The organism is Mesorhizobium sp. CO1-1-7 (genome assembly GCF_020164885.1).
GTDB lineage: Bacteria > Pseudomonadota > Alphaproteobacteria > Rhizobiales > Rhizobiaceae > Mesorhizobium > Mesorhizobium australicum.
In genome coordinates this window covers 429,983-448,604 of the sequence record NZ_JAIUHA010000004.1, presented here as the reverse complement: position 1 = coordinate 448,604, position 18,622 = coordinate 429,983, and the positions used below count along the sequence as shown (strand labels likewise).

Annotated in this window: 21 protein-coding genes; 10 read left to right on the top strand and 11 right to left on the bottom strand. The window is 65.6% G+C overall.

Features of this window, described 5'->3' with window-relative positions; all coding sequences use genetic code 11:
• Nucleotides 1-52 precede the first annotated feature (52 nt).
• The 4 genes from LB516_RS11470 to LB516_RS11455 are packed head-to-tail and all read left to right on the top strand — an operon-like array spanning nucleotide 53 to nucleotide 3,772.
• Nucleotides 53-772 (top strand): CerR family C-terminal domain-containing protein, encoded by a 720-nt coding sequence (locus LB516_RS11470; RefSeq protein ID WP_140822999.1) that lies wholly within the window; start codon nucleotides 53-55, stop codon nucleotides 770-772.
• The gene (locus tag LB516_RS11465) at nucleotides 769-1,722 is read left to right on the top strand and encodes an HlyD family secretion protein (RefSeq protein ID WP_140712061.1); all 954 of its coding nucleotides are present in this window, start codon (nucleotides 769-771) and stop codon (nucleotides 1,720-1,722) included. The genes LB516_RS11470 and LB516_RS11465 overlap by 4 nt, the downstream gene beginning before the upstream one ends.
• A complete protein-coding gene (locus LB516_RS11460) occupies nucleotides 1,719-2,639 on the top strand; it encodes an ABC transporter ATP-binding protein (RefSeq protein ID WP_140618109.1) in 921 nt (306 codons plus the stop codon). Before LB516_RS11465 ends, LB516_RS11460 begins: the two co-directional genes overlap by 4 nt.
• Nucleotides 2,636-3,772: an ABC transporter permease gene (locus LB516_RS11455; RefSeq protein ID WP_140660343.1), complete on the top strand. Its 1,137-nt coding sequence runs from the start codon at nucleotides 2,636-2,638 to the stop codon at nucleotides 3,770-3,772. The genes LB516_RS11460 and LB516_RS11455 overlap by 4 nt, the downstream gene beginning before the upstream one ends.
• 21 nt (nucleotides 3,773-3,793) lie before the next feature.
• Here LB516_RS11455 and LB516_RS11450 read toward each other — a convergent pair whose 3' ends face one another.
• Together LB516_RS11450 and LB516_RS11445 are read right to left on the bottom strand one after the other, a co-directional pair.
• On the bottom strand, nucleotides 3,794-4,768 hold the full coding sequence (locus LB516_RS11450; protein ID WP_224719569.1) for a threonine/serine dehydratase: 975 nt from the start codon (nucleotides 4,766-4,768) through the stop codon (nucleotides 3,794-3,796).
• A gap of 149 nt (nucleotides 4,769-4,917) precedes the next feature.
• Nucleotides 4,918-5,241, bottom strand: a complete 324-nt coding sequence (locus LB516_RS11445) for a hypothetical protein (protein WP_224719568.1) — start codon at nucleotides 5,239-5,241, stop codon at nucleotides 4,918-4,920.
• A gap of 169 nt (nucleotides 5,242-5,410) precedes the next feature.
• Between LB516_RS11445 and mbfA the strand changes: the two genes are divergently transcribed.
• A complete protein-coding gene (mbfA, locus tag LB516_RS11440; RefSeq protein WP_015314774.1) occupies nucleotides 5,411-6,394 on the top strand; it encodes an iron exporter MbfA in 984 nt (327 codons plus the stop codon).
• Nucleotides 6,395-6,500: 106 nt separating this feature from the next.
• On the opposite strand, the gene LB516_RS11435 is transcribed toward mbfA, so the two are convergent.
• The 3 genes from LB516_RS11435 to LB516_RS11420 all read right to left on the bottom strand — a co-directional run bounded on the left by LB516_RS11435 (nucleotide 6,501) and on the right by LB516_RS11420 (nucleotide 7,476).
• The gene (locus LB516_RS11435; RefSeq protein ID WP_224719567.1) at nucleotides 6,501-6,845 is read right to left on the bottom strand and encodes an antibiotic biosynthesis monooxygenase family protein; all 345 of its coding nucleotides are present in this window, start codon (nucleotides 6,843-6,845) and stop codon (nucleotides 6,501-6,503) included.
• Nucleotides 6,842-7,174, bottom strand: coding sequence for an NIPSNAP family protein (locus tag LB516_RS11430; RefSeq protein ID WP_140712071.1), 333 nt, complete (start codon nucleotides 7,172-7,174; stop codon nucleotides 6,842-6,844). The genes LB516_RS11435 and LB516_RS11430 overlap by 4 nt, the downstream gene beginning before the upstream one ends.
• Nucleotides 7,175-7,260: 86 nt before the next feature.
• Entirely contained in the window at nucleotides 7,261-7,476 is a 216-nt protein-coding gene (locus LB516_RS11420; protein ID WP_140618124.1) for a DUF1127 domain-containing protein, read from the bottom strand.
• Nucleotides 7,477-7,544: 68 nt separating this feature from the next.
• Between LB516_RS11420 and LB516_RS11415 the strand changes: the two genes are divergently transcribed.
• Nucleotides 7,545-8,219, top strand: coding sequence for an ArsR/SmtB family transcription factor (locus tag LB516_RS11415; RefSeq protein ID WP_224719566.1), 675 nt, complete (start codon nucleotides 7,545-7,547; stop codon nucleotides 8,217-8,219).
• 22 nt (nucleotides 8,220-8,241) lie between these two features.
• Here LB516_RS11415 and ligD read toward each other — a convergent pair whose 3' ends face one another.
• From ligD to LB516_RS11400, 3 genes are all read right to left on the bottom strand, one after another.
• Nucleotides 8,242-10,797 (bottom strand): DNA ligase D, encoded by a 2,556-nt coding sequence (gene ligD, locus LB516_RS11410; protein WP_224719565.1) that lies wholly within the window; start codon nucleotides 10,795-10,797, stop codon nucleotides 8,242-8,244.
• Nucleotides 10,798-10,806: 9 nt separating this feature from the next.
• A complete protein-coding gene (locus LB516_RS11405) occupies nucleotides 10,807-11,682 on the bottom strand; it encodes a Ku protein (RefSeq protein ID WP_140618129.1) in 876 nt (291 codons plus the stop codon).
• Between the two features lie 107 nt (nucleotides 11,683-11,789).
• Nucleotides 11,790-12,296, bottom strand: a complete 507-nt coding sequence (locus LB516_RS11400) for a ferritin-like domain-containing protein (RefSeq protein WP_015314781.1) — start codon at nucleotides 12,294-12,296, stop codon at nucleotides 11,790-11,792.
• Nucleotides 12,297-12,697: 401 nt separating this feature from the next.
• On the opposite strand from LB516_RS11400, the gene LB516_RS11395 reads away from it, so the two are divergent.
• Both LB516_RS11395 and LB516_RS28840 read left to right on the top strand, forming a co-directional pair.
• Entirely contained in the window at nucleotides 12,698-12,838 is a 141-nt protein-coding gene (locus tag LB516_RS11395; RefSeq protein ID WP_015314782.1) for a hypothetical protein, read from the top strand.
• Nucleotides 12,839-12,840: 2 nt separating this feature from the next.
• The gene (locus LB516_RS28840) at nucleotides 12,841-12,966 is read left to right on the top strand and encodes a hypothetical protein (RefSeq protein WP_263484918.1); all 126 of its coding nucleotides are present in this window, start codon (nucleotides 12,841-12,843) and stop codon (nucleotides 12,964-12,966) included.
• Nucleotides 12,967-13,137: 171 nt separating this feature from the next.
• Here LB516_RS28840 and LB516_RS11390 read toward each other — a convergent pair whose 3' ends face one another.
• The 3 genes from LB516_RS11390 to LB516_RS11380 all read right to left on the bottom strand — a co-directional run bounded on the left by LB516_RS11390 (nucleotide 13,138) and on the right by LB516_RS11380 (nucleotide 16,732).
• Nucleotides 13,138-13,521, bottom strand: a complete 384-nt coding sequence (locus LB516_RS11390) for a DUF1850 domain-containing protein (RefSeq protein ID WP_140618416.1) — start codon at nucleotides 13,519-13,521, stop codon at nucleotides 13,138-13,140.
• A 76-nt stretch (nucleotides 13,522-13,597) separates the two neighbouring features.
• Nucleotides 13,598-15,703, bottom strand: a complete 2,106-nt coding sequence (locus LB516_RS11385; RefSeq protein ID WP_140618131.1) for a TRAP transporter permease — start codon at nucleotides 15,701-15,703, stop codon at nucleotides 13,598-13,600.
• Nucleotides 15,704-15,772: 69 nt separating this feature from the next.
• Complete coding sequence (locus tag LB516_RS11380) at nucleotides 15,773-16,732, bottom strand: TAXI family TRAP transporter solute-binding subunit (RefSeq protein WP_015314785.1); 960 nt, start codon at nucleotides 16,730-16,732, stop codon at nucleotides 15,773-15,775.
• 256 nt (nucleotides 16,733-16,988) lie between these two features.
• On the opposite strand from LB516_RS11380, the gene LB516_RS11375 reads away from it, so the two are divergent.
• Both LB516_RS11375 and LB516_RS11370 read left to right on the top strand, forming a co-directional pair.
• The gene (locus LB516_RS11375; protein WP_224719564.1) at nucleotides 16,989-17,357 is read left to right on the top strand and encodes a YciI family protein; all 369 of its coding nucleotides are present in this window, start codon (nucleotides 16,989-16,991) and stop codon (nucleotides 17,355-17,357) included.
• A gap of 7 nt (nucleotides 17,358-17,364) precedes the next feature.
• Nucleotides 17,365-18,609, top strand: a complete 1,245-nt coding sequence (locus LB516_RS11370) for an RNA polymerase sigma factor (protein WP_224719563.1) — start codon at nucleotides 17,365-17,367, stop codon at nucleotides 18,607-18,609.
• Nucleotides 18,610-18,622 lie beyond the last annotated feature (13 nt).

Sequence of the window (18,622 nt, the reverse complement as noted above, 5' to 3'; positions counted from 1 at the left end):
CAGCGCCGCACACAAGTTGACCTTAATCAATCGATTGATTAAGGTCCTTGGCATGATCAAATTGCCAGATGCCAAGAGACCCCGCCGCGAGACCTCCCCGGCAGAGCCGACGCGCGCCGCGCTTGTCCAGGCGGCGTTGAAACTGTTCGGGCGGCAGGGCTTCGACGGCACCTCGACGCGCGAAATTGCCGCCGAGGCGGGGGCCAATATCGGCTCGATCGCCTATCATTTCGGCGGCAAGGAAGGTCTTCGCGCCGCTGCCGCCGACTTCATCGTCGAGACCATCCAGGGCGTCGCAGGGCAGGCACTGGGCGCCGGCGAGGGGCTCGGCCACGGACAGGCGGCGGCAAGCGATCCTGAGGCGGCGCGCGCGCAGCTCTTCACGGCACTCGAGCGGATGGTCGGCTTCATCGTGGCACAGCCGCAGGCCGGAGAGATCGTGCAATTCGTGCTGCGCGAGCTGTCGCATCCGACGGCGGCGCTCGACCGCATCTATGACGGCGTCTTCGAGCCGACGCACCGTCGGCTGTGCCAAATGTGGGAGCAGGCCACCGGCGAGCCGGCCGAGAGCGAACGCACCCGACTCACCGTGTTCACGTTGATCGGCCAGGTCATCTATTTCCGCATCGGCCGCGAGGCTGTCATGCGCCGCATGGGCTGGCGCGACATCGGCGCCGCCGAGGTCGCCAAGATGGTGGCGGTCACCACGGACAATCTCGGCGCCATACTGGCCGCCCGGAAGGGGCCAGGGATGAAGGGATTAAAACAATGAGCTTTCTGTGTTCGCTGCCGCTCGCCGCGCAATTGTTCGGTGCCTGCGCGCCGGCGGCACCGCTCGCCGTCGGTTATGTCGAGGGCGATTATGTGCTCCTGGCGCCGATCGAGGTGGCGCAGGTCGAGACGGTGGCGGTGAAGCGCGGCGACCGCGTCACGCCGGGAGCCACCGTGGTGACACTCGAAAATGCCGACGCCAAGATCGCGGTGGCGCAAGCGCAGGCGGCGCTGGCCCAGGCGCAGGCGCAGTATGCCGATCTCCAGGTTGGCAAGCGGCCGGAAGAGATCGCCGTGCTGAAGGCCGAGGTCGACATGACCAAGGCACAGGCCGCCGACGCCAAGCGAAAATTCGACCGCGCCAGCGACCTGTTCAAACGCGGCGCCGGCACGCAGGCTGATTTCGACACGGCTTCCGCGACGCTGGAGACGGCCAATGCGCAGGTCGGCCAGGCGGAGGCCAACCTGGCGGTCGGCGGCCTGCCGGCGCGTGCCGAAACGATCAAGGCCGCCGACAATCAGGTCAGACAGGCGCAGGCGGCACTGGATCAGGCGCAATGGCGGCTCTCCAAACGCGTGTTGGCGGCGCCTTCGCCAGGCCGCGTCAACGACGTCATCCGCAATCCCGGCGACACGGCGGGCCCGACCGCGCCGGTCATCTCGGTGCTTCCCGACGGCGCGGTGAAGCTCAGCGTCTATATTCCGGAAAGCGCCTTCTCCTCAGTCAAGGTCGGCAGCCTGCTCAGCGTCCATTGCGACGGCTGTGGCCCGGAGGTGAAGGCGCGCGTCAGCTATGTCTCGCCCGATCCCGAATTCACCCCGCCGGTGATCTACTCCCTGGAAAACCGGCAGAAGCTGGTCTACCTCGTCGAGGCGCGGCCGGAGGGCGATGCGGGGCCGCTGCAGCCCGGCCAGATCGTCGATGTCGATCTCGCGGACATGGGAAAATGAACGCCATCGACGTTCACGGCCTGGTCAAACGCTTCGGCGACAAGACCGTCGTCGACCATGTGACGATGTCGGTAGCCGAGGGCGAGATCGTCGGCTTCCTCGGCCCCAACGGCTCGGGCAAGACCACCACCATCCGCATCATGTGCGGCCTGCTGACGCCGGACGAGGGTGAAGGCACGGTGCTGGGCTTCAACATCCGCACCGACAGCCTCAGGATCAAGCGCGAAGTCGGCTACATGACGCAGAAATTCTCCTTCTACGAGGATCTGACGATCGGCGAGAACCTCGAATTCGTGGCGCGGCTCTACCGGCTGCGGCCGGTCGAGGACTATGTCTCGCGCACGCTGGAGGAGCTCGGCCTGACGACGCGCCGCAACCAGCTGGCCGGCACCTTGTCCGGCGGCTGGAAGCAGCGGCTGGCGCTGGCCGCCTGCATCATGCACAAGCCGAAACTGCTGCTGCTGGACGAGCCGACGGCCGGCGTCGATCCGAAGGCGCGGCGCGAGTTCTGGGACGAGATCCATCGCCTGGCGAGCGGCGGGCTGACCGTGCTGGTCTCCACTCATTACATGGACGAGGCCGAGCGCTGCCACCGCATCAGCTACATCTCCTATGGCAGGATGCTGGCCACCGGCACCGTCGCCGAGGTGGTGAAGAATGCAGGCCTGACCACCTTCGTGCTGCAGGGTCCAAAGCTCGACGAGGTGGCGCAAGCGCTGCAAGGCCGCCCCGGCGTCGACCAGGTGGCGCCGTTCGGCGCGACGCTGCACGTCGTCGGTTCCGACCGCGAGAAGCTCGAGGCCGCGCTTGCCGACGTCGAGAGGGAGCACAAGGGCGTAACGGTGACGCCGGGCGAAACCAGCCTGGAGGATGTCTTCATCCAGTTCATGTCGGGATCGAAGGACAACATGGCATGAACAGCGTCTTTTCCTTAGCCAGGCTCGGCGCCCTGCTGATCAAGGAGTTCATCCAGATGCGGCGCGACCGCATCACCTTCGCCATGATGCTGGGCGTGCCGCTGATCCAGCTCGTGCTGTTCGGCTACGCCATCAACAACGACCCGAAAAGCCTGCCGGCGGCCCTGGTGGCGACCAGCAGCGATCCTTATACCCGCGCCATGGTCGCGGCGCTGCAGACCACCGGTTACTACCGCTTCGACCATGTCGCGCAAAGCGCCGAGGAGGCCGAGTTCCTGATGGCGCGCGGCGACGTCGCCTTCGTCGTCACCATCCCGGCCGATTTCGCCCGCCGCGTCGAGCGCGGCGACAAGCCGCAAATCCTGATCGAGGCCGACGCCACCGATCCGGCGGTCGCCAGCGGCGCCATCTCGACGCTCGGCACCATCGCCGGCCAGGCGCTGCTGAGAGCGCAAGGCACGCAGGAAGCCGCGGCGGAAGCCGCCAGGGGGCAGCTCGATGTCGTCGTCCACCGCCGCTACAACCCCGAAGGCATCTCGCAATACAACATCGTGCCCGGCCTGCTCGGCGTCATCCTGCAGATGACCATGGTGATGATGACCTCGATCGCGCTGACGCGCGAGACCGAGCGCGGCACGATGGAAAATCTCCTGGCGATGCCGTCGAGCCCGCTGGAGATCATGATGGGCAAGGTGCTGCCCTACCTGGCGGTCGGCGCGGTGCAGGTGGTGGTGGTGCTGGCGGCGTCGAAGCTTCTGTTCGCCATCCCCTTCACCGGCTCGATGACGCTGCTTTTGTCGGCGGTGCTGGTGTTCGTGCTGTCGCTGGTGCTGCTCGGCTACACGATCTCGACGATCGCACGCACGCAGATGCAGGCGCTTCAGCTCACCTTCTTCTTCTTCCTGCCCTCGATCATGCTGTCGGGCTTCATGTTCCCCTATCGCGGCATGCCGGACTGGGCGCAGACCTTCGGCGAGATCTTCCCGCTGACGCATTTCCTGCGCATCACCCGCGCGGTGATGCTGAAGGGCGCGGAACTGCCGGCCGTGGCGACCGAAATCGGCTGGCTGGCGGTTTTCGTGGCGCTGTTCGCCGGCGTGGCGCTGGTGCGGTTCAGGCGCACGCTGGACTGACGAGAGCTGACCTGTGCCGCCCTACGCCGCCATGATCCCGGCATAGGTGCCGAAATCGACATTGCCGCCGGACAGCACCACGGCAACGCATTTGCCGGACAGCTCGATCTCACCCGATGACAGCGCCGCCAGCGCGACGCAGCCTCCGGGCTCGACCACCAGCTTGAGATAGGCCATGGCGTCGCGCATCGCCCGCCTAACGGCATCCTCTGAGACGGCGACGGCGCCGGCGAGGTTGCGGCGGTTGATCTCGAAGGTGATCGCGCCCGGCTCGGCGGTGAGGATGGCGTCGCAGATCGAACTGTGGCCAGGCTCGTTCGAAACCCTGGCGCCCGCCGCCAGCGAGCGGCGCGTGTCGTCGAAATGCTCGGGTTCGACCGCCCAGATCGCGGTGCCGGGCGAGGTATCCTTCACGGCAACCGAGATGCCGCTGGTCAGGCCGCCGCCGCCACAGGGGATGACGACCGCGTCGAGGCCGACACCCAGCGCCCGCGCCTGCCTCACCAGCTCCAGTCCGATCGTGCCCTGGCCGGCAATGATGGCCGGATCGTCGAAGGGCGGCACCAACGCCATGCCCTTGTCGAGATAGGGGCGCACCACCGTCATGCGATCGTCCTTGAAACGGTCGAAGGGCACCACCTCGGCGCCCATCTTGCGGACATTGGCGATCTTCATGTCAGGCGCGTCCGCCGGCATGGCGATGACCGCCTTGACGCCGAACATGGCGGCGGAAGCCGCCACGCCTTGCGCATGATTGCCCGAGGAGAAAGCCACGACGCCACGCGAGCGCTCCGCCTCGCTCAGCGTCGACAGCTTGTTGTAGGCACCGCGGAACTTGAACGAGCCGGTGCGCTGCAGCGTCTCCGGCTTGAACAGGATGCGGCCGCCGAAGCGCCTGTTCAGTTCCTGCGATTCGATCAAGGGGGTCTCGACGATCAGGCCCGAGAGGCGCGCGGCGGCGGCGTGGATGTCGGCGATGCCGGGAGGGGTGATCATGGCGGGTCCTGTGGCGATGCGATCCGGCCATGGTGCACGCAAAGGCGCGCGCGATGCCAACGAAAAGATGTGACGGGGACAAAGTTCGCGATTGTGATCAAGACACAAACACATCCAGCGTTGCGGCCGTCACGCCCGCATATCGAAATTCACCCCAGCAATGTCCGCTGCCGCTTGCTGCCGCCCAGCTTGCGCCAATTGTTGAACCGATGCGTGGCGGCGGCAAACGAGATCTTCATCTGCTGGGCGACCGAATAGCGCGACTTGCCCTCGTCGAACATGCGGTAGCAGCACTCGACGCCTTCCTCGGTCAGCTTGCCGTCGGGTGCCTTGTTGTGCGGGTTGGCGGGGTCGAATTTCTCGATCTGCTGCTCGACCAGCCCCTTCAGGCGCTGCAGGTCGGCCTCGATGCTGGCGATGAGATCGAGGACCGGTTTCGGGTCGTAGGCGTGCGGAGGCTTCTTGGCCGTCATCAGCTCGTTCCTTTTTTGGCTTGGCCCGATATATAGGTAAACATTCGCTGATAATGAAGGGGGGATGCCCGGTGCCGGCTCAACTATTCTTGACTGCGGCCAAGCGCACGATTGACCAAGGACGTTGCAAACCATAGTTTAGAACAATTCTAAACTAGGGTGATTCCTCATGCTTTCCCGTGTTTTCGGCTTCGGCCGCCGCTCCTTCGAATCGCTCTCCGAACAGGAGATCCTGGCGCTGGCCATTTCATCGGAGGAGGATGACGGGCGTATCTACCGGGCCTATGCGGACGGATTGTCCGAGACCTTTCCGCAATCGGCCAAACTCTTCGAGGCCATGGCCGAGGAGGAAGACGGCCATCGCGACTCGCTGATCGAACTCTTCCGCAAGCGGTTCGGCGAGCGCATTCCGCTGATCCGCCGTGAACATGTGAGGGGCTATTTCGAGCGCAAGCCCGACTGGCTGGTGCGGCCGCTCGGCATCGAGGCCGTGCGCCGCCAGGCCGAGGCGATGGAGCGGCAGGCCTATCTGTTCTATGTCGAGGCGGCCAAGCGCACCACCGACGCCTCGACCCGCAAGCTGCTCGACGATCTGGCCGCGGCCGAACAGGGCCATGAAAGCTCGGCGCATGCGCTGGAGCAGAAACACGTGCCGGGCGAAGTCAAGGTCGAGGAGGCGACCGCCGAGCAGCGCCAGTTCATCCTCACCTATGTGCAGCCGGGCCTGGCCGGGCTGATGGACGGGTCGGTGTCGACGCTGGCGCCGATCTTCGCCGCCGCCTTTGCCACCCATGACACCTGGCAGACGCTTCTGGTCGGTCTCGCCGCCTCGATCGGCGCCGGCATCTCGATGGGTTTCACCGAGGTCGCTTCCGACGACGGCAAGCTGTCGGGCAGGGGTTCACCGATCAAGCGCGGCCTGACCGTCGGCATCATGACGACGCTGGGCGGCCTCGGCCACGCGCTGCCCTATCTCATCCCGCATTTCTGGACCGCGACGGCGGTAGCCGCCGTGGTGGTGTTCTTCGAATTGTGGGCCATCGCCTTCGTCCAGAACCGCTACATGCAGACCCCGTTCCTGCGCGCCGCCTTCCAGGTGGTGCTGGGCGGCGCCCTGGTGTTCGCGGCGGGCGTGCTGATCGGGAATGCGTAAACAAAGTGGCGAAGGTCAGCGCTGCCCCTCATCGCCCTGCCGGGCACTTCTCCCCGTATAGTGACGGGGAGAAGGAGGCTGGCTGCCGCGCTGGCTCCTTTCTTCCTCACCCATTCACGGCCCGGCTGTCCGCCGGGGCCTCGTCCCTCTCGGTCAGTCCGTAGTCGCGCACCACGTGCGCGATCCGCAATCGATAGCCGGCAAAGATACCGCCGCGCCCGGCCCGCTGCGCCTGCCGGTGCTCTTCGGTGTTGCGCCAGGCCTTCACCGCCTCCTCGTCGCGCCAGAACGACAGCGACAGCACCCGGTTCGGGTCGGCCAGGCTCTGGAAGCGCTCGACGGAGATGAAGCCGTCAATGCCGTCGAGCAGCGGACGCAGGTCGGCGGCTATGCTCAGATAGGCCTCGCGCCGGCCCTGCGCAGGCTGCACCTCGAAGATGACGGCGATCATAGCTTGACCAGCGGCGCATGCGGGCCGGAAGCCAGTTTCAGGAACATGCGGTCCTCCTTGAGGATGAAGCGTTCGCGCTTGGCGAATTCATAGTTTGCCTTGCCGGCGGGGTCCGCGGCAAGCCGGGCGCGGTAGGCTTCATAGGCGGCAAGGCTTTCGATGTTGTAGGCGGCATAGGCCGTCGTGGCCGAGCCCTCATGCGGCGCGAAATAGCCGATCAGATCGGCGCCGCAGCGCGGAATGGCCTGACCCCAGTTGCGGGCATACTCCTCGAAGGCGGCCTTGCCGAACGGGTCGATCTCATAGCGGATGAAGCAGGTGATGGTCATGGTCGGCTCCTTGGTGTTTAGCGGCGACAGTTCGGGCGGCGTCGAAACGTCGTGCCACCCGATCTGCTAGGCAGATGAGTTGGCGATCACACCTGCCAGAAGGATTTCGCGCATTCGCGGCGCACATCCTCCCGTGTCAGGCCGAGGTCACGCAGCAGGTGGTCGTCGATCTCCGAGAGGTCGCGGCGCTGCGCATGGCGGTCATACCAGCGGGCCAGCAACCGTGAGCGGACCCAGGTGACGAACGGGAACGATTGGCGGCGGGGCACCGGCTCGGGGGTGAAAGCGATTCGTGCGGCCATCCTCGTCTCCTTGATCCCGTCGGAGAATAATGGTTATCTGACAAGAATGCTTCGATGAGGATCAAACCATGCGTGAAGGACCCGACATTGCCCGCATCGCCAGCCTGGTCGGCGATCCGGCCCGCGCCAACATGCTGAACGCCCTGATGGGCGGCACGGCATTGACCGCGAGCGAACTGGCGCTGGAGGCCGGCGTGTCGCTGCCGACCGCCTCCTCGCATCTGTCCAAGCTGATGGAGGGCGGGCTGCTGACCTTGGCCAGCCAGGGCCGGCATCGCTATTACGGTCTGGCCGGCCCGCAAGTGGCCGGCATGATCGAGGCCATCACCGGCGTTGCGGAAGCCGTTGGCCTCAAGCGCGTGCGGCCGGGCCCGCGCGACGGCGCGATGCGCGTCGCGCGCGTCTGCTACGATCACCTTGCGGGCGAGCAGGCCGTTGCGATGCTGGACCGCCTTGTGGAGAAAAACATACTGGTCCGCAACGACAAGGAGATCAGGCTCGGGCCGTCCGCCGCATCGCATTTCGCGGCGATCGGCATCGATGTCTACACCAAGCCGCGGCGGCCGGTGTGCCGCGCCTGCCTCGACTGGAGCGTGCGGCGCTCGCACCTCGCCGGGACGCTTGGCGCCGCCATCCTCGACAAGATCCTTGCCGAGAAATGGGCGCGCCGCGAGAAGGACAGCCGCGCGGTGATTTTCTCGCCGCCGGGCAAGCAGGCGTTCGAGAGGGTGTTTTTGGGGTGAGGTCGGCGCGCCGAAAGTCGAGCTAGCCCCGCTTCAGCACCTTCCCCTTCTTGAAGAAATCCACCCACGGATCGGCTTCCGAGAGCCGTTTCAGCGTCGTCTTGTCGCCGATCGGGAAGGCGTTCGGCGGCAGGCCGGCCTCGATCTCGGCCCAGGTCACCGGCATCGACACCGTCGCGCCCTTCTTGGCGCGCGAGGAGTAGGGCGCGACGGTGGTCGCGCCGCTGCCGTTGCGCAGGTAGTCGACGAAGATCTTCCCCGTGCGCGCCTTCTTCGACAGCGTCGCGGTGTAGCGATCCGGCGCGCCTTGCTCCAGCGCCCTGGCGAAATCATGGGCGAAGCCTTTGACCTCGGCCCAATCCGCCGACGGCTTCAGCGGAACGACGACGTGAAAGCCCTTGCCGCCCGATGTCTTGACGAAGTTGGGCAGCGACAGCTCGTCGAGCTTGCCCCTGATGTCGAGCGCCGCCTCGCGCACCGCCTTCACATCGACGCCCTCGTCGGGGTCGAGGTCGAAGACGACCTGGTCGGGCTGTTCAAGCTTGTCGATGGTGCAGCCCCAGATATGGATCTCGACCACGCCGAGCTGGACCAGCGCCGCGATGCCGTCGAAATCGCGGATGAACAGGATTTCCTCGCCATCCGTGGGATCCTTGGTCTTCTCGATCTTCGCATGCATGCCGGGCGAGGCATGCTTCTGGAAGAAGCGCTGGCCGCCGACACCATCGGGCGCCCTGACCAGGCTGAGCGGGCGGTCGACCACGAACTGCTTCATGCGCGGCCATACCAGCGCGTAGTGATCGAGCAGGGCCTGCTTCGAGATCTTTTCGTCGGGCCACAGAAGCTTGTCCGGGTGGGAGAGCTTCACGCTGGTTTTCGCCGCCGGTGCTGCCGTATTGGCGCTGCCTGCCGCCGGCTTGGCCTTGGCGGGGCTTTTGCCTGTCGCTGTTTTGGTTCCCGCTGCCCCTGTTCCCGTTGCCCCTGTTCCCGTTGCATTGGGCTTTTCCTGCACGACTTCCTCCGCCGGCTTGTCCTCGCGCAGCCCCTGGAACGAAGCATGGCGTATTATACGGTCCGACGTCCAGCTGCGAAACTCCACTTCGCCGACCAGTTCCGGCTTGACCCAGACCAGGCCCTTGCCCTTCGGCACGGCCGCATCGAAGGGCGAGGCGTCCGCCTTCAGCGCATCGAGCTTCTTCTTCAGGTCGTTGGCGCTCTTGGTGGAGAAGCCGGTGCCGACACGGCCGGCATAGTGCAGGCTGCCGCCTTCGAAATAGCCGACCAGCAGCGAGCGCAGGCCGCGCCCGGTCTTGTCCGACGGCAGATAGCCGCCAATGACGAATTCCTGCCGTGCCGTGCATTTCGATTTGACCCATGCCGGACCGCGCCCGCTGCGGTAGGGCGCATCGGCGCGTTTTGAGACGACGCCTTCCAGCCCCATGCGGCAGGCATGTTCCAGCATGATCTTGCCGGGTTCGGCAAAATGGTCGGAAAAACGCACCGCCGCGGTGTCGGACGGCTCGCCGAGCAGCGCCTGCAGGGCCTGCTTGCGCTCGACAAGCGGCTCGCGGCGCAAATCCTTGCCGTCGAGCCGCATCAGGTCGAAGACGTAATAGATGAAGCGGTTCGTCCGCTTCGCCGACAGATCCTGCTGCAGCAGCGCGAAGGACGACACGCCGCTGTCGGCCAGCACGACGATCTCGCCGTCGAGGATGGCGTCGCTGCATTTCAGCCCGGCGAGTTCGGCCGCGATCTCGCCGCCGAATTTTTCCGTCCAGTCCAGCCCGGTGCGGGTCAGGAGCCGAACGTCGGTGCCGGCGATCTGCGCCTGCATGCGGTAGCCGTCGAACTTCACCTCATGCAGCCAGTCCTGGCCCGACGGTGCGTCGCGCTCCAGCGTGGCGAGCTGCGGCTCGATGAAATCGAGCTTCTTGCCGCCGGTCTTGGCCTTGCCGGCGGTCGGCTTGTTCGAATGCCAGACCTTCGGCTTCTCGCCCTTGGCCGCCTTGCCTTCGCCGACCTCCTCGATCGTCAGGCCTGATTTCACCGATTTCGGCTCGTCTTGCAGAATATCCTCGCCGGGGCGTGCGGCGGCATCGTCCGACTTGATCAGCAGCCAGTTGTCGCGTTTTTCGCCGGGCCGCGGTCGCAGCCGCACCAGATGCCACTTGCCACGCAGCTTGTGGCCCTCGAGCTCGAAGTTGATGTGCCCCTTCGCCATCATCTTGGCCGGATCGCCCTCGGGCATCCAGGCGCCCTCGTCCCAGACGAGGACCGAGCCGCCGCCATACTCGCCCTTGGGGATGGTGCCTTCGAAGCCGGCATAGTCGATGGGATGGTCCTCGACATGCACGGCCAGCCGCTTTTCGTGCGGATCGAGGCTCGGACCGCGCGTCACCGCCCAGCTCCACAGCACGCCGTCATGCTCGAGGCGAAAATCGTAATGCAGCCTTGTGGCGGCATGCTTCTGGACGACGAAGATGCCGCCGGCCTTCTTGCCGCGCGCAACCTTGCCCGCCGGCTCGGCGGTCTTCTTGAAGTCACGCTTCGAATGATACTGTTCGAGGCTGCTGGCCATCTCGTATCCTCAGGCCGATTTGCGCTTCGGCGCAACGCTTTTCGCCTTGGCACGTTTGGCCGCCGGCTTGGCTTTCGCCGGGGACGACTTGGTTTGTCCTGAACCCGAATCCGACGACAAGCTCTTCTTCAGCGCGTCGAACAGGTTGACGACATTGGAGGGTTTGGGCGCCTCCTTGGCCTTGGGCGCCTTGTGCCCCGCCTTCTTGGCGCGGATCAGCTCGAGCAGGGCTTCCTCATATTTGTCGTCGAATTTCGAGGGATCGAACTTGGTCTTCTTCTTGTCGATGATGAGCTCGGCCAGATCGGTCATCTCCTGGTCGGTCTTCACCGCCTCGATGTCGCCAAAGACGGTCTCCGGCTGGCGCACCGTGTTGTCGTAGCGCAGCGTGGTCAGCACCATGCCCTTGCCGAGCGGCTCGATGACCACGGGACGCTCGCGTCGATAAAGGACGATGCGCGCCAGCCCGGCCATCTTCTTGCCCGCCATCGCGTCGCGGATGACGGCGAACGCCTCCTCCGAAACCTTATCGGCCGGCGCGACATAGTAGGGGGTGTCGAGATAGATCTGCCGGATCGAGGATTTGTCGACGAAGCCGTCGAGGCTCATCGTGTGCGAGGTTTCGATCTGCACCGCCTCGATCTCGTCCTCCTCTATATGGACGAAGTCGCCCTTTTCGATCTCGTATCCCTTGATCTCGTCGCCGTCCTCGACCGGTTTGCCGGTCTCGGCGTCGACATAGATCCGCTTCACCGTATTGCCGGTCTTGCGGTTCAAAATGTGGAACGAGACCTTGTCGGCATGGGTGACCACGTTGGTCAGTTCGATGGCGCAGGTGACCAGCGAGAGCTTCAGATAGCCTTTCCAGGCCGGGCGCGGCGCCATGATGATTTCCCCGTGAGAAAGATCAGCTGGAACGGGCGACCACCCCGCTCGGTTCCAACCCGGTCGGCCGGGGCCGGCGCGGTTGCCGCCGGCCCTGGCTTCAGCCCCTATTCGGCGGCCTGCAGGTTGATCTTGCTTTCCGCGATTTCGGTCAGCTTGCGATCCGTCGCCTGCTCTTCCTTGAGATTCTTGGCCAGCACATTGGCGCAGTCGCTGCGGCCGAGCTGCTTGGCCCAGGCGATCAAGGTGCCGTAGCGGGTCATTTCATAGTGCTCGACGGCCTGCGCGGAGGCGATCAGCGCGGCATCCAGAACGTCCTTGTCGTCGACATCGCCGCTGACGTCGTCGGCCTCCTCGAGAATGCCGTCGATGGCCGGGCAGTTGACCTGCTTGGCCTTGACGCCATGCAGCTCGAACACCTGCTCGACGCGTTCGATATGGCCCTTGGTCTGCTCGAGGTGTTTTTCGAAGCCGGCCTTCAATTGCGGATCGGTTGCCTTGTCGACCATCTTCGGCAGCGCCTTCTCGATCTGCTTTTCGGCATAATAGATGTCGCGCAGCGTGTGCACGAAGAGGTCGTCCAGCGTTTTGATGTCCTTCGAAAAGAAGCCCATGATTTCAACCTTTCCATTGCTCTTGCTTGTTCGGGAGATCCCGGCCTTGCCTGGGCAGTGCCTGTGAGCCGGCAATGCCGGTTCTTGGAACTCAACGTCCATTGGTGGGGCCGGTTCCGAGCGCTCGCGGCCGCACGGCAGGAAATTCCCGGGCGGCACGAAAGTTGAAACACAAGCGCGCCAAGGCGACATTCAAACGAAACATATGTGATGCAAAAGTCACACCAACCGAAATGGTGACAAAAGGCGTCGAAACACCCCGAATCAGCCGCAATCCGGCCATGAAGCGACGGGTTTTCGACCAAAAATTAACATCACGTTCACTGAGTATTCACGCCTCGATGCTATCGTTCTCGCACTTCGGAAGGGACGTCCGAAAATCGGGACAGGGACCAGGTAAAATGAACTTCCTCACGCAACTCATCGGCTATGCCGCCGCCATCCGCGAATTCGTCGCGCCGACCTATCGGCCCGAGCGCTATTACATGCGCGGCCCCGGTCCGGCCTGCGCCCGTCGCGGCACGTCGCTGGGCGCGCACTGACCATGAGCTTCGAAAGCCGCCACAACAGCCGCATCTGCAGGCCGGACGCCGACAGCCGCGCCACCGCCTATCGCGCCGAACGCCCTGTCCTGGCCGACCGCCGGCGTGCGGCAACGCCGCGTCTTTGATGCCGCCATCGGCTGGCTTGGTGTCATAGGACATAAGCAGCCGAGGCCAGCGTGACCGCGCGTCCGCGGACGAGCCATCCCACGCAAGCCGTCCCTCTGAACCCTTCGGTGCAGCCGCTGATCCTCTTCGAGAGCGTCGCGCCTGGTTGCGGCCAATCGGATGAATGCGCGCTACCGCGGCCGGCTCAAGCGATCGGCCACACAGGGTTGGAGCACAATCGCGCCGCCCGCCGCCTTACCCAGTTCGCGGCAATCCTGGGACGTGCACAGCGTCCAGCCACCGGCCGTCGCGCCGGAGGCCGCCAGCACGAGACGGGGCTGCGGCCCGACCTTGGGCGAATAGGCCCACCAGCCATCCTTCAGCACCGCACCTTCCGGCGGCTCCATGCCGGCACCTGAGCCTTTGATACGGGCCTCGACTACTTGCAGGCCGGAGGGCGTCACCTTCCAGTCTTCCTCCCAGCGCGTCCGCTCCACCGAATGCGCCCAGGACAATGTGAAGGCGGCAACGCCGAGCGTCACGCTCTTGCCGGCGGCGAGGATGCACAGGCTCATGCGGTTTCTCGCCTGAGCAGGATCGCCGCCGCCAGCCGGGTGCCGCTTTTTGCGTTCGCCGACCTTCGCTTCGGGATCATGCCCTGGCCGGCGCCTGCCGGGCACGCCAGACATGCCAGCCGATCCAGGCCAGCGACAGCGCCCAGCCGGTCTCGTCGGTCAGCGGCACCGCCGCCACCAGCAGCACGCCGGCGGCGAAGGCGACCAGCCGTTCCCACCAGGCCATGCGCGTGGCAAGGAAGCCGACGGCGGCGGCGCCCCACAGCACGATGCCCATGCAGGCCTTGAGAACGATGTAGGCGACCTCGACGGGATAACCGAACTGGGCGGCGATCGGTCCGGCGTCCTGCAGCATCAGCGCCGGCGTGTAGACCGCCATGAACGGAACGACGAAGCCGGCAATGGCTAGTTTTGTCGCCTGGATACCGATCTTGAGGCCACTCTCCTTGGCCATGGGTGCGGCGGCAAAGGCGGCCAGCGCCACCGGCGGCGTCAGGTCGGCCATGATGCCGAAATAGAAGACGAACATGTGGCTGACCACCAGCGGCACGCCGAGCGATAGCAGCGCCGGCCCGGCCAGCGACGAGGTGATGATGTAGTTGGGGATGGTCGGGATGCCCATGCCGAGCACCAGGCAGGTCAGCATGGTCAGCACCAGCGACAGGAACAGATTGTTCTCGCCGATCGAGATGATCCAGCCGATGAAGGTCGAGGCGATGCCGGTCAGCGTCAGGGTGCCAATGACGATGCCGACGATGGCGCAGGCAATGCCGACCGGCAGCGCGTTCTTGGCGCCTTCGGCAAGCGAATCGATGCAGATCCGCAGCGTCTCGCGGCCACCCCTGAAGGCAAGGCAGGCAATGACGAGTGCGGCGATGACAAGGCTGAGGATGTTGACGCCGAATTTCATGAAGGAGGCGGCGGCAAGCCCCAGCGCCAGCCAGAAGACGACGCGGAAGGCGAGCGGCCCGATCAGCGCCGCCAGCGGCGTGCCGAGGATCAGCACGATGGTCAGCGCCAGGCCCATCGTACCGGCGAAGACCGGCGTGTAGCCGGCGAACAGCAGATAGATCAGCGCCGCCAGCGGCAGCACCAGCGGCCAGTGCTGTCGCACGGCGTCCCAGGGGTTGGGCAGGTCCGCCTTGGCCATGCCGCTCAGGCCGGCCTTGCCTGCCTCCAGATGCACCTGCCAGAAACAGGCGCCGAAATAGAGCAGCGCCGGGATGATGGCCGCCTTGACCACGTCGGCATAGGGGATGTTCAGCGTCTCGGCCATGATGAAGGCGACCGCGCCCATCACCGGCGGCATGATCTGGCCGCCCATCGATGAGGTCGCCTCGACGGCGCCGGCAAAGGCCGAGCGGAAGCCGAAGCGCTTCATCAAGGGAATCGTGAACTGGCCGCTGGCCACCACATTGGCGACGCCGGAACCGGAAATGGTGCCCATCAGCGCCGAGGACAGCACGCAGACCTGCGCCGGGCCGCCGCGCCAGGTGCCGACCAGGCCGAGCGCGAAATCGTTGAACAGCGCGATCATTCCGGCGCGTTCGAGGAAGGCGGCAAAGACGACGAAGATGAAAATATAGGCGGCCGAGACATAGATCGGCGTGCCGTAAATGCCTTCGGTGCCGTAGGCGAAGGTGTCGACCAGCTGGGCGAAGTCATAGCCGCGATGGATGAAGGGCGGCGGCAGATGATTGCCGACGAAGCAATAGGCGAGAAAGATGAAGGCGATGGCCGCCAGCGGCAGCCCCATCAGCCGGCGCGCCGCCTCGAAGACCAGCACCACCAGCACCGCGCCGACGATCAGGTCCGGCGTGGTGAGGAAGCCGGAGCGCCGGATGAGGTCGGTATAGAACACCCAATTGTACAGGCCGGTGCCGAAGCCGAGCACGCCCAGCGTCCAGAACGCGGCCTTGGCCGGCAGGCTGGTGGCGCGCAGATTGGCGATCAGGCCGAAGCCGAGCAGCAGCAGGAAACCGACATGCATGGCCCGCACCACCTGGCTCGGCAGGCTGCCATAGGCGGCGATGTAGATCTGGAAGGCGGAAAAAGCGACCGCGATGGCGAAGGCCGCCTTGCCGGCGATGCCGTCGCCGAAACCCGGCGGCAGTCCTTCGACCTGCTCTTCGGCGACGGGGAGATGGAAGGTGGAGGATTTGCCGTCGACTGCTTCGCTCATCCGACGCACTCCAAAATGAGCGAATGATAGTGCGAGGCGCGTCGCGAAGACATCTCAGATAGTCCTCGCCTACTTCAGCAGCCCCTTCTCCTTGTAATACCGCTCCGCGCCCGGATGCAGCGGCACCGGCATGCCGTCGAGGGCCTTGGCCGGGTCGATCGCCTTGGCGGCGGCGTGCGCGGCGGCAAGCTGGTCGAGATGCTCGAACATCTGCTTGGTCATCTGGTAGGCGGTCTCATCCGAGACATCGGCACGGGTGATGAGGAAGTTGCCGACGGCGGCTGTCGCGACATCCTCTGCCTGGCCCTCATAGGTGCCCTTGGGAATGACCACCGACAGATAGGGCGAGCCGATCTTGGCGACGTCTTCGGCCGGCACCGCAACGACATTGATCGGCAGCGAGGTGGCGAGATCGCGGATCGAGGCGACGCCCAGCCCGGCCGATTGCAGCGTGGCGTCGAGCTGGCGGTTCTTGATCAGCTCGACCGATTCGGCGAAGGGCAGATATTCGACGCGGCCGAGGTCCTCGTATTTCAGCCCGGCGGCGGCGAAGATGGCCCGCGCGTTGAGCTCGGTGCCCGATGCCGGCGCGCCCACCGACAAGCTCTTGCCCTTGAGGTCGGCGAGCGTCTTGATGCCGGATTCCTGGCTGGCGACGATCTGGATGTAATTGGGATAGATGGCGGCGATGCCGCGCAACTTGTCCAGCTTGCCGGGGAAGCCGGCCTCGGCATTGCCCTCGGCGGCCATCTTGACGGAATCGCCAAGCGCGAAGGCGATCTCGCCCTTGCCCTGCTGCAGGAGGTTGAGGTTCTCGACCGAGGCCTTGGTCGCCTGCACCTGGGTGCGGGCGCCCTCGATGCCCTTGCCGTAGATTTCCGACAGTGCCACGCCGAGCGGATAATAGACGCCCGAAGTGCCGCCGGTCAGCACATTGATGAATTCCTGCGCGGTGGCAGACACCGCGCCAAGGCCAAGGGAAAGCGCCATCGCGCCGGCAGCAACAAATTTCGTCCTGAAATTCAACATCCGGTTTCCTCCCTGAAATATCGGCCGCATCGCCTCCCTGACGCGAACCGGGCGAGTTTAGACAGCGGAGGGGAAATGCCAACCCGCAATTCCGCTCGTTAGACGAATGGTTGAGAGTGTCGCCAAACATATGCCCGCTTGCACAAGGCGCGGCCGGAGCCGAAAGTTTTTCCAGCGCCTGTCGAAATCGGCCAAGGTCGCGCGACATACGTTCGGCCCGCAACGAAGCGGCCTTCGAAACCACGGGAGAAGACCCATGCGATACATGCTTATGATTTACGCCGACGAAGCCGCGATGGCGAACGTGCCGACCGAGGCGACCTATCAGATGAGCGCCGCCTATGACGCCTACACGGAAGCGCTGAAGAAGTCCGGCACCTGGCTGGCCGGCGACAGGCTGCGCCCGAGCCAGGCGACCACCCTGGTCCGGATGACTGACGACAAGACCAGCGTGCTCGACGGCCCCTATGCCGACACCAAGGAGCAGCTTGCCGGCTTCTACATGATCGAGGCCGAGGACGCCGACGCCGCGATCGCCTGGGCGGCGCGCTGTCCGGCGGCCAGCACCGGGACTGTCGAGGTGCGACCGATCTGGGAAATGGCCGACTATCTGCCCAAGAAATGACGGCGTGATGGACACTCGCCCCGAAATCGCCCGGGTGGCCGCCGAGACGGCCGCCCGGCAGAGCTACGGCAAGCTGGTCGCCTGGCTGGCGGCGCGCACGCGCGACGTGGCCGCCGCGGAGGATGCGCTGGCCGACGCCTTTGCGGCGGCGCTTGAACGCTGGCCGCGCACCGGCGTGCCGGAAAAGCCGGAAGCCTGGTTGCTCGCCGTGGCAAGGCGGCGGCGTGTCGATGCGATGCGGCGGCGGCTGACCAGCGAAGCCGGCCGCGACCATCTCAAGCTGATTGCCGAGGAGGCGGAGGCGCGCATGACCGATGAGGACCTGCCCGACGAACGATTGCGGCTGATGTTCGCCTGCGCCCATCCGGCGATCGAACCCGGCGTGCGGGCGCCGCTGATCCTGCAGACCATCCTCGGCTTCGATGCCGCGACGATCGCTTCCGCTTTCCTGCTCTCGCCGTCAACGATGGGGCAGCGCCTGGTGCGCGCCAAGAGCCGCATCCGCGAGACCGGCATTCCGTTCCGCGTACCGGAGCGAGCCGAACTCGGCGAAAGGCTGGACGCGGTGCTGGAGGCAATCTACGCCGCTTTCGCCGAGGGCTGGTCCGACCCGGCCGGTACCGAGACGCGGCGCCGGAACCTCGCCACCGAAGGCATCTGGCTCGGCCGGCTGGTGGCCTCGCTGCTGCCGCACGAGCCGGAAGCGCTGGGCCTGCTGTCGCTGATGCTGTTCGCCGAAGCGCGCCGCGCCGCGCGTCGCGACACGGCCGGAGAGTATGTGCCGCTCGCCGAGCAGGACCATGCACTGTGGGATCACGCCCTGGTCGACGAGGCCGAAGCCCTGCTCCGCCGTGCCGCCACCATGGGCACGATCGGCCGCTATCAGCTCGAGGCGGCGGTCCAGTCGGCGCATGTGGCGCGACGACTGAGCGGCCGCACCGACTGGGCGGCGATCCGCGCGCTCTACGAAGCGCTGTTTTCGATCGCGGGATCACCGGTCGTGGCGATCAACCGTGCGGTGGCGATCGCAGAGACCGAGGGCGCGGTGGCGGGGTTGGCGGCTCTTTACGTGCTGGGAGACGACAAGCGGCTCAATGACTACCAGCCCTACTGGGCCGCGCGGGCCGGCCTGCTGGCCAGGCTCGGCCAGGCACCGCAGGCGCTCGAGGCCTATGATCGGGCGATCGGCTTAGAGCGCGATCCGGCGGTGCGCCGCTTCCTGCAGGCAAGACGCGCCGCTCTCATCCAATGAGCTCCCGGGCGCG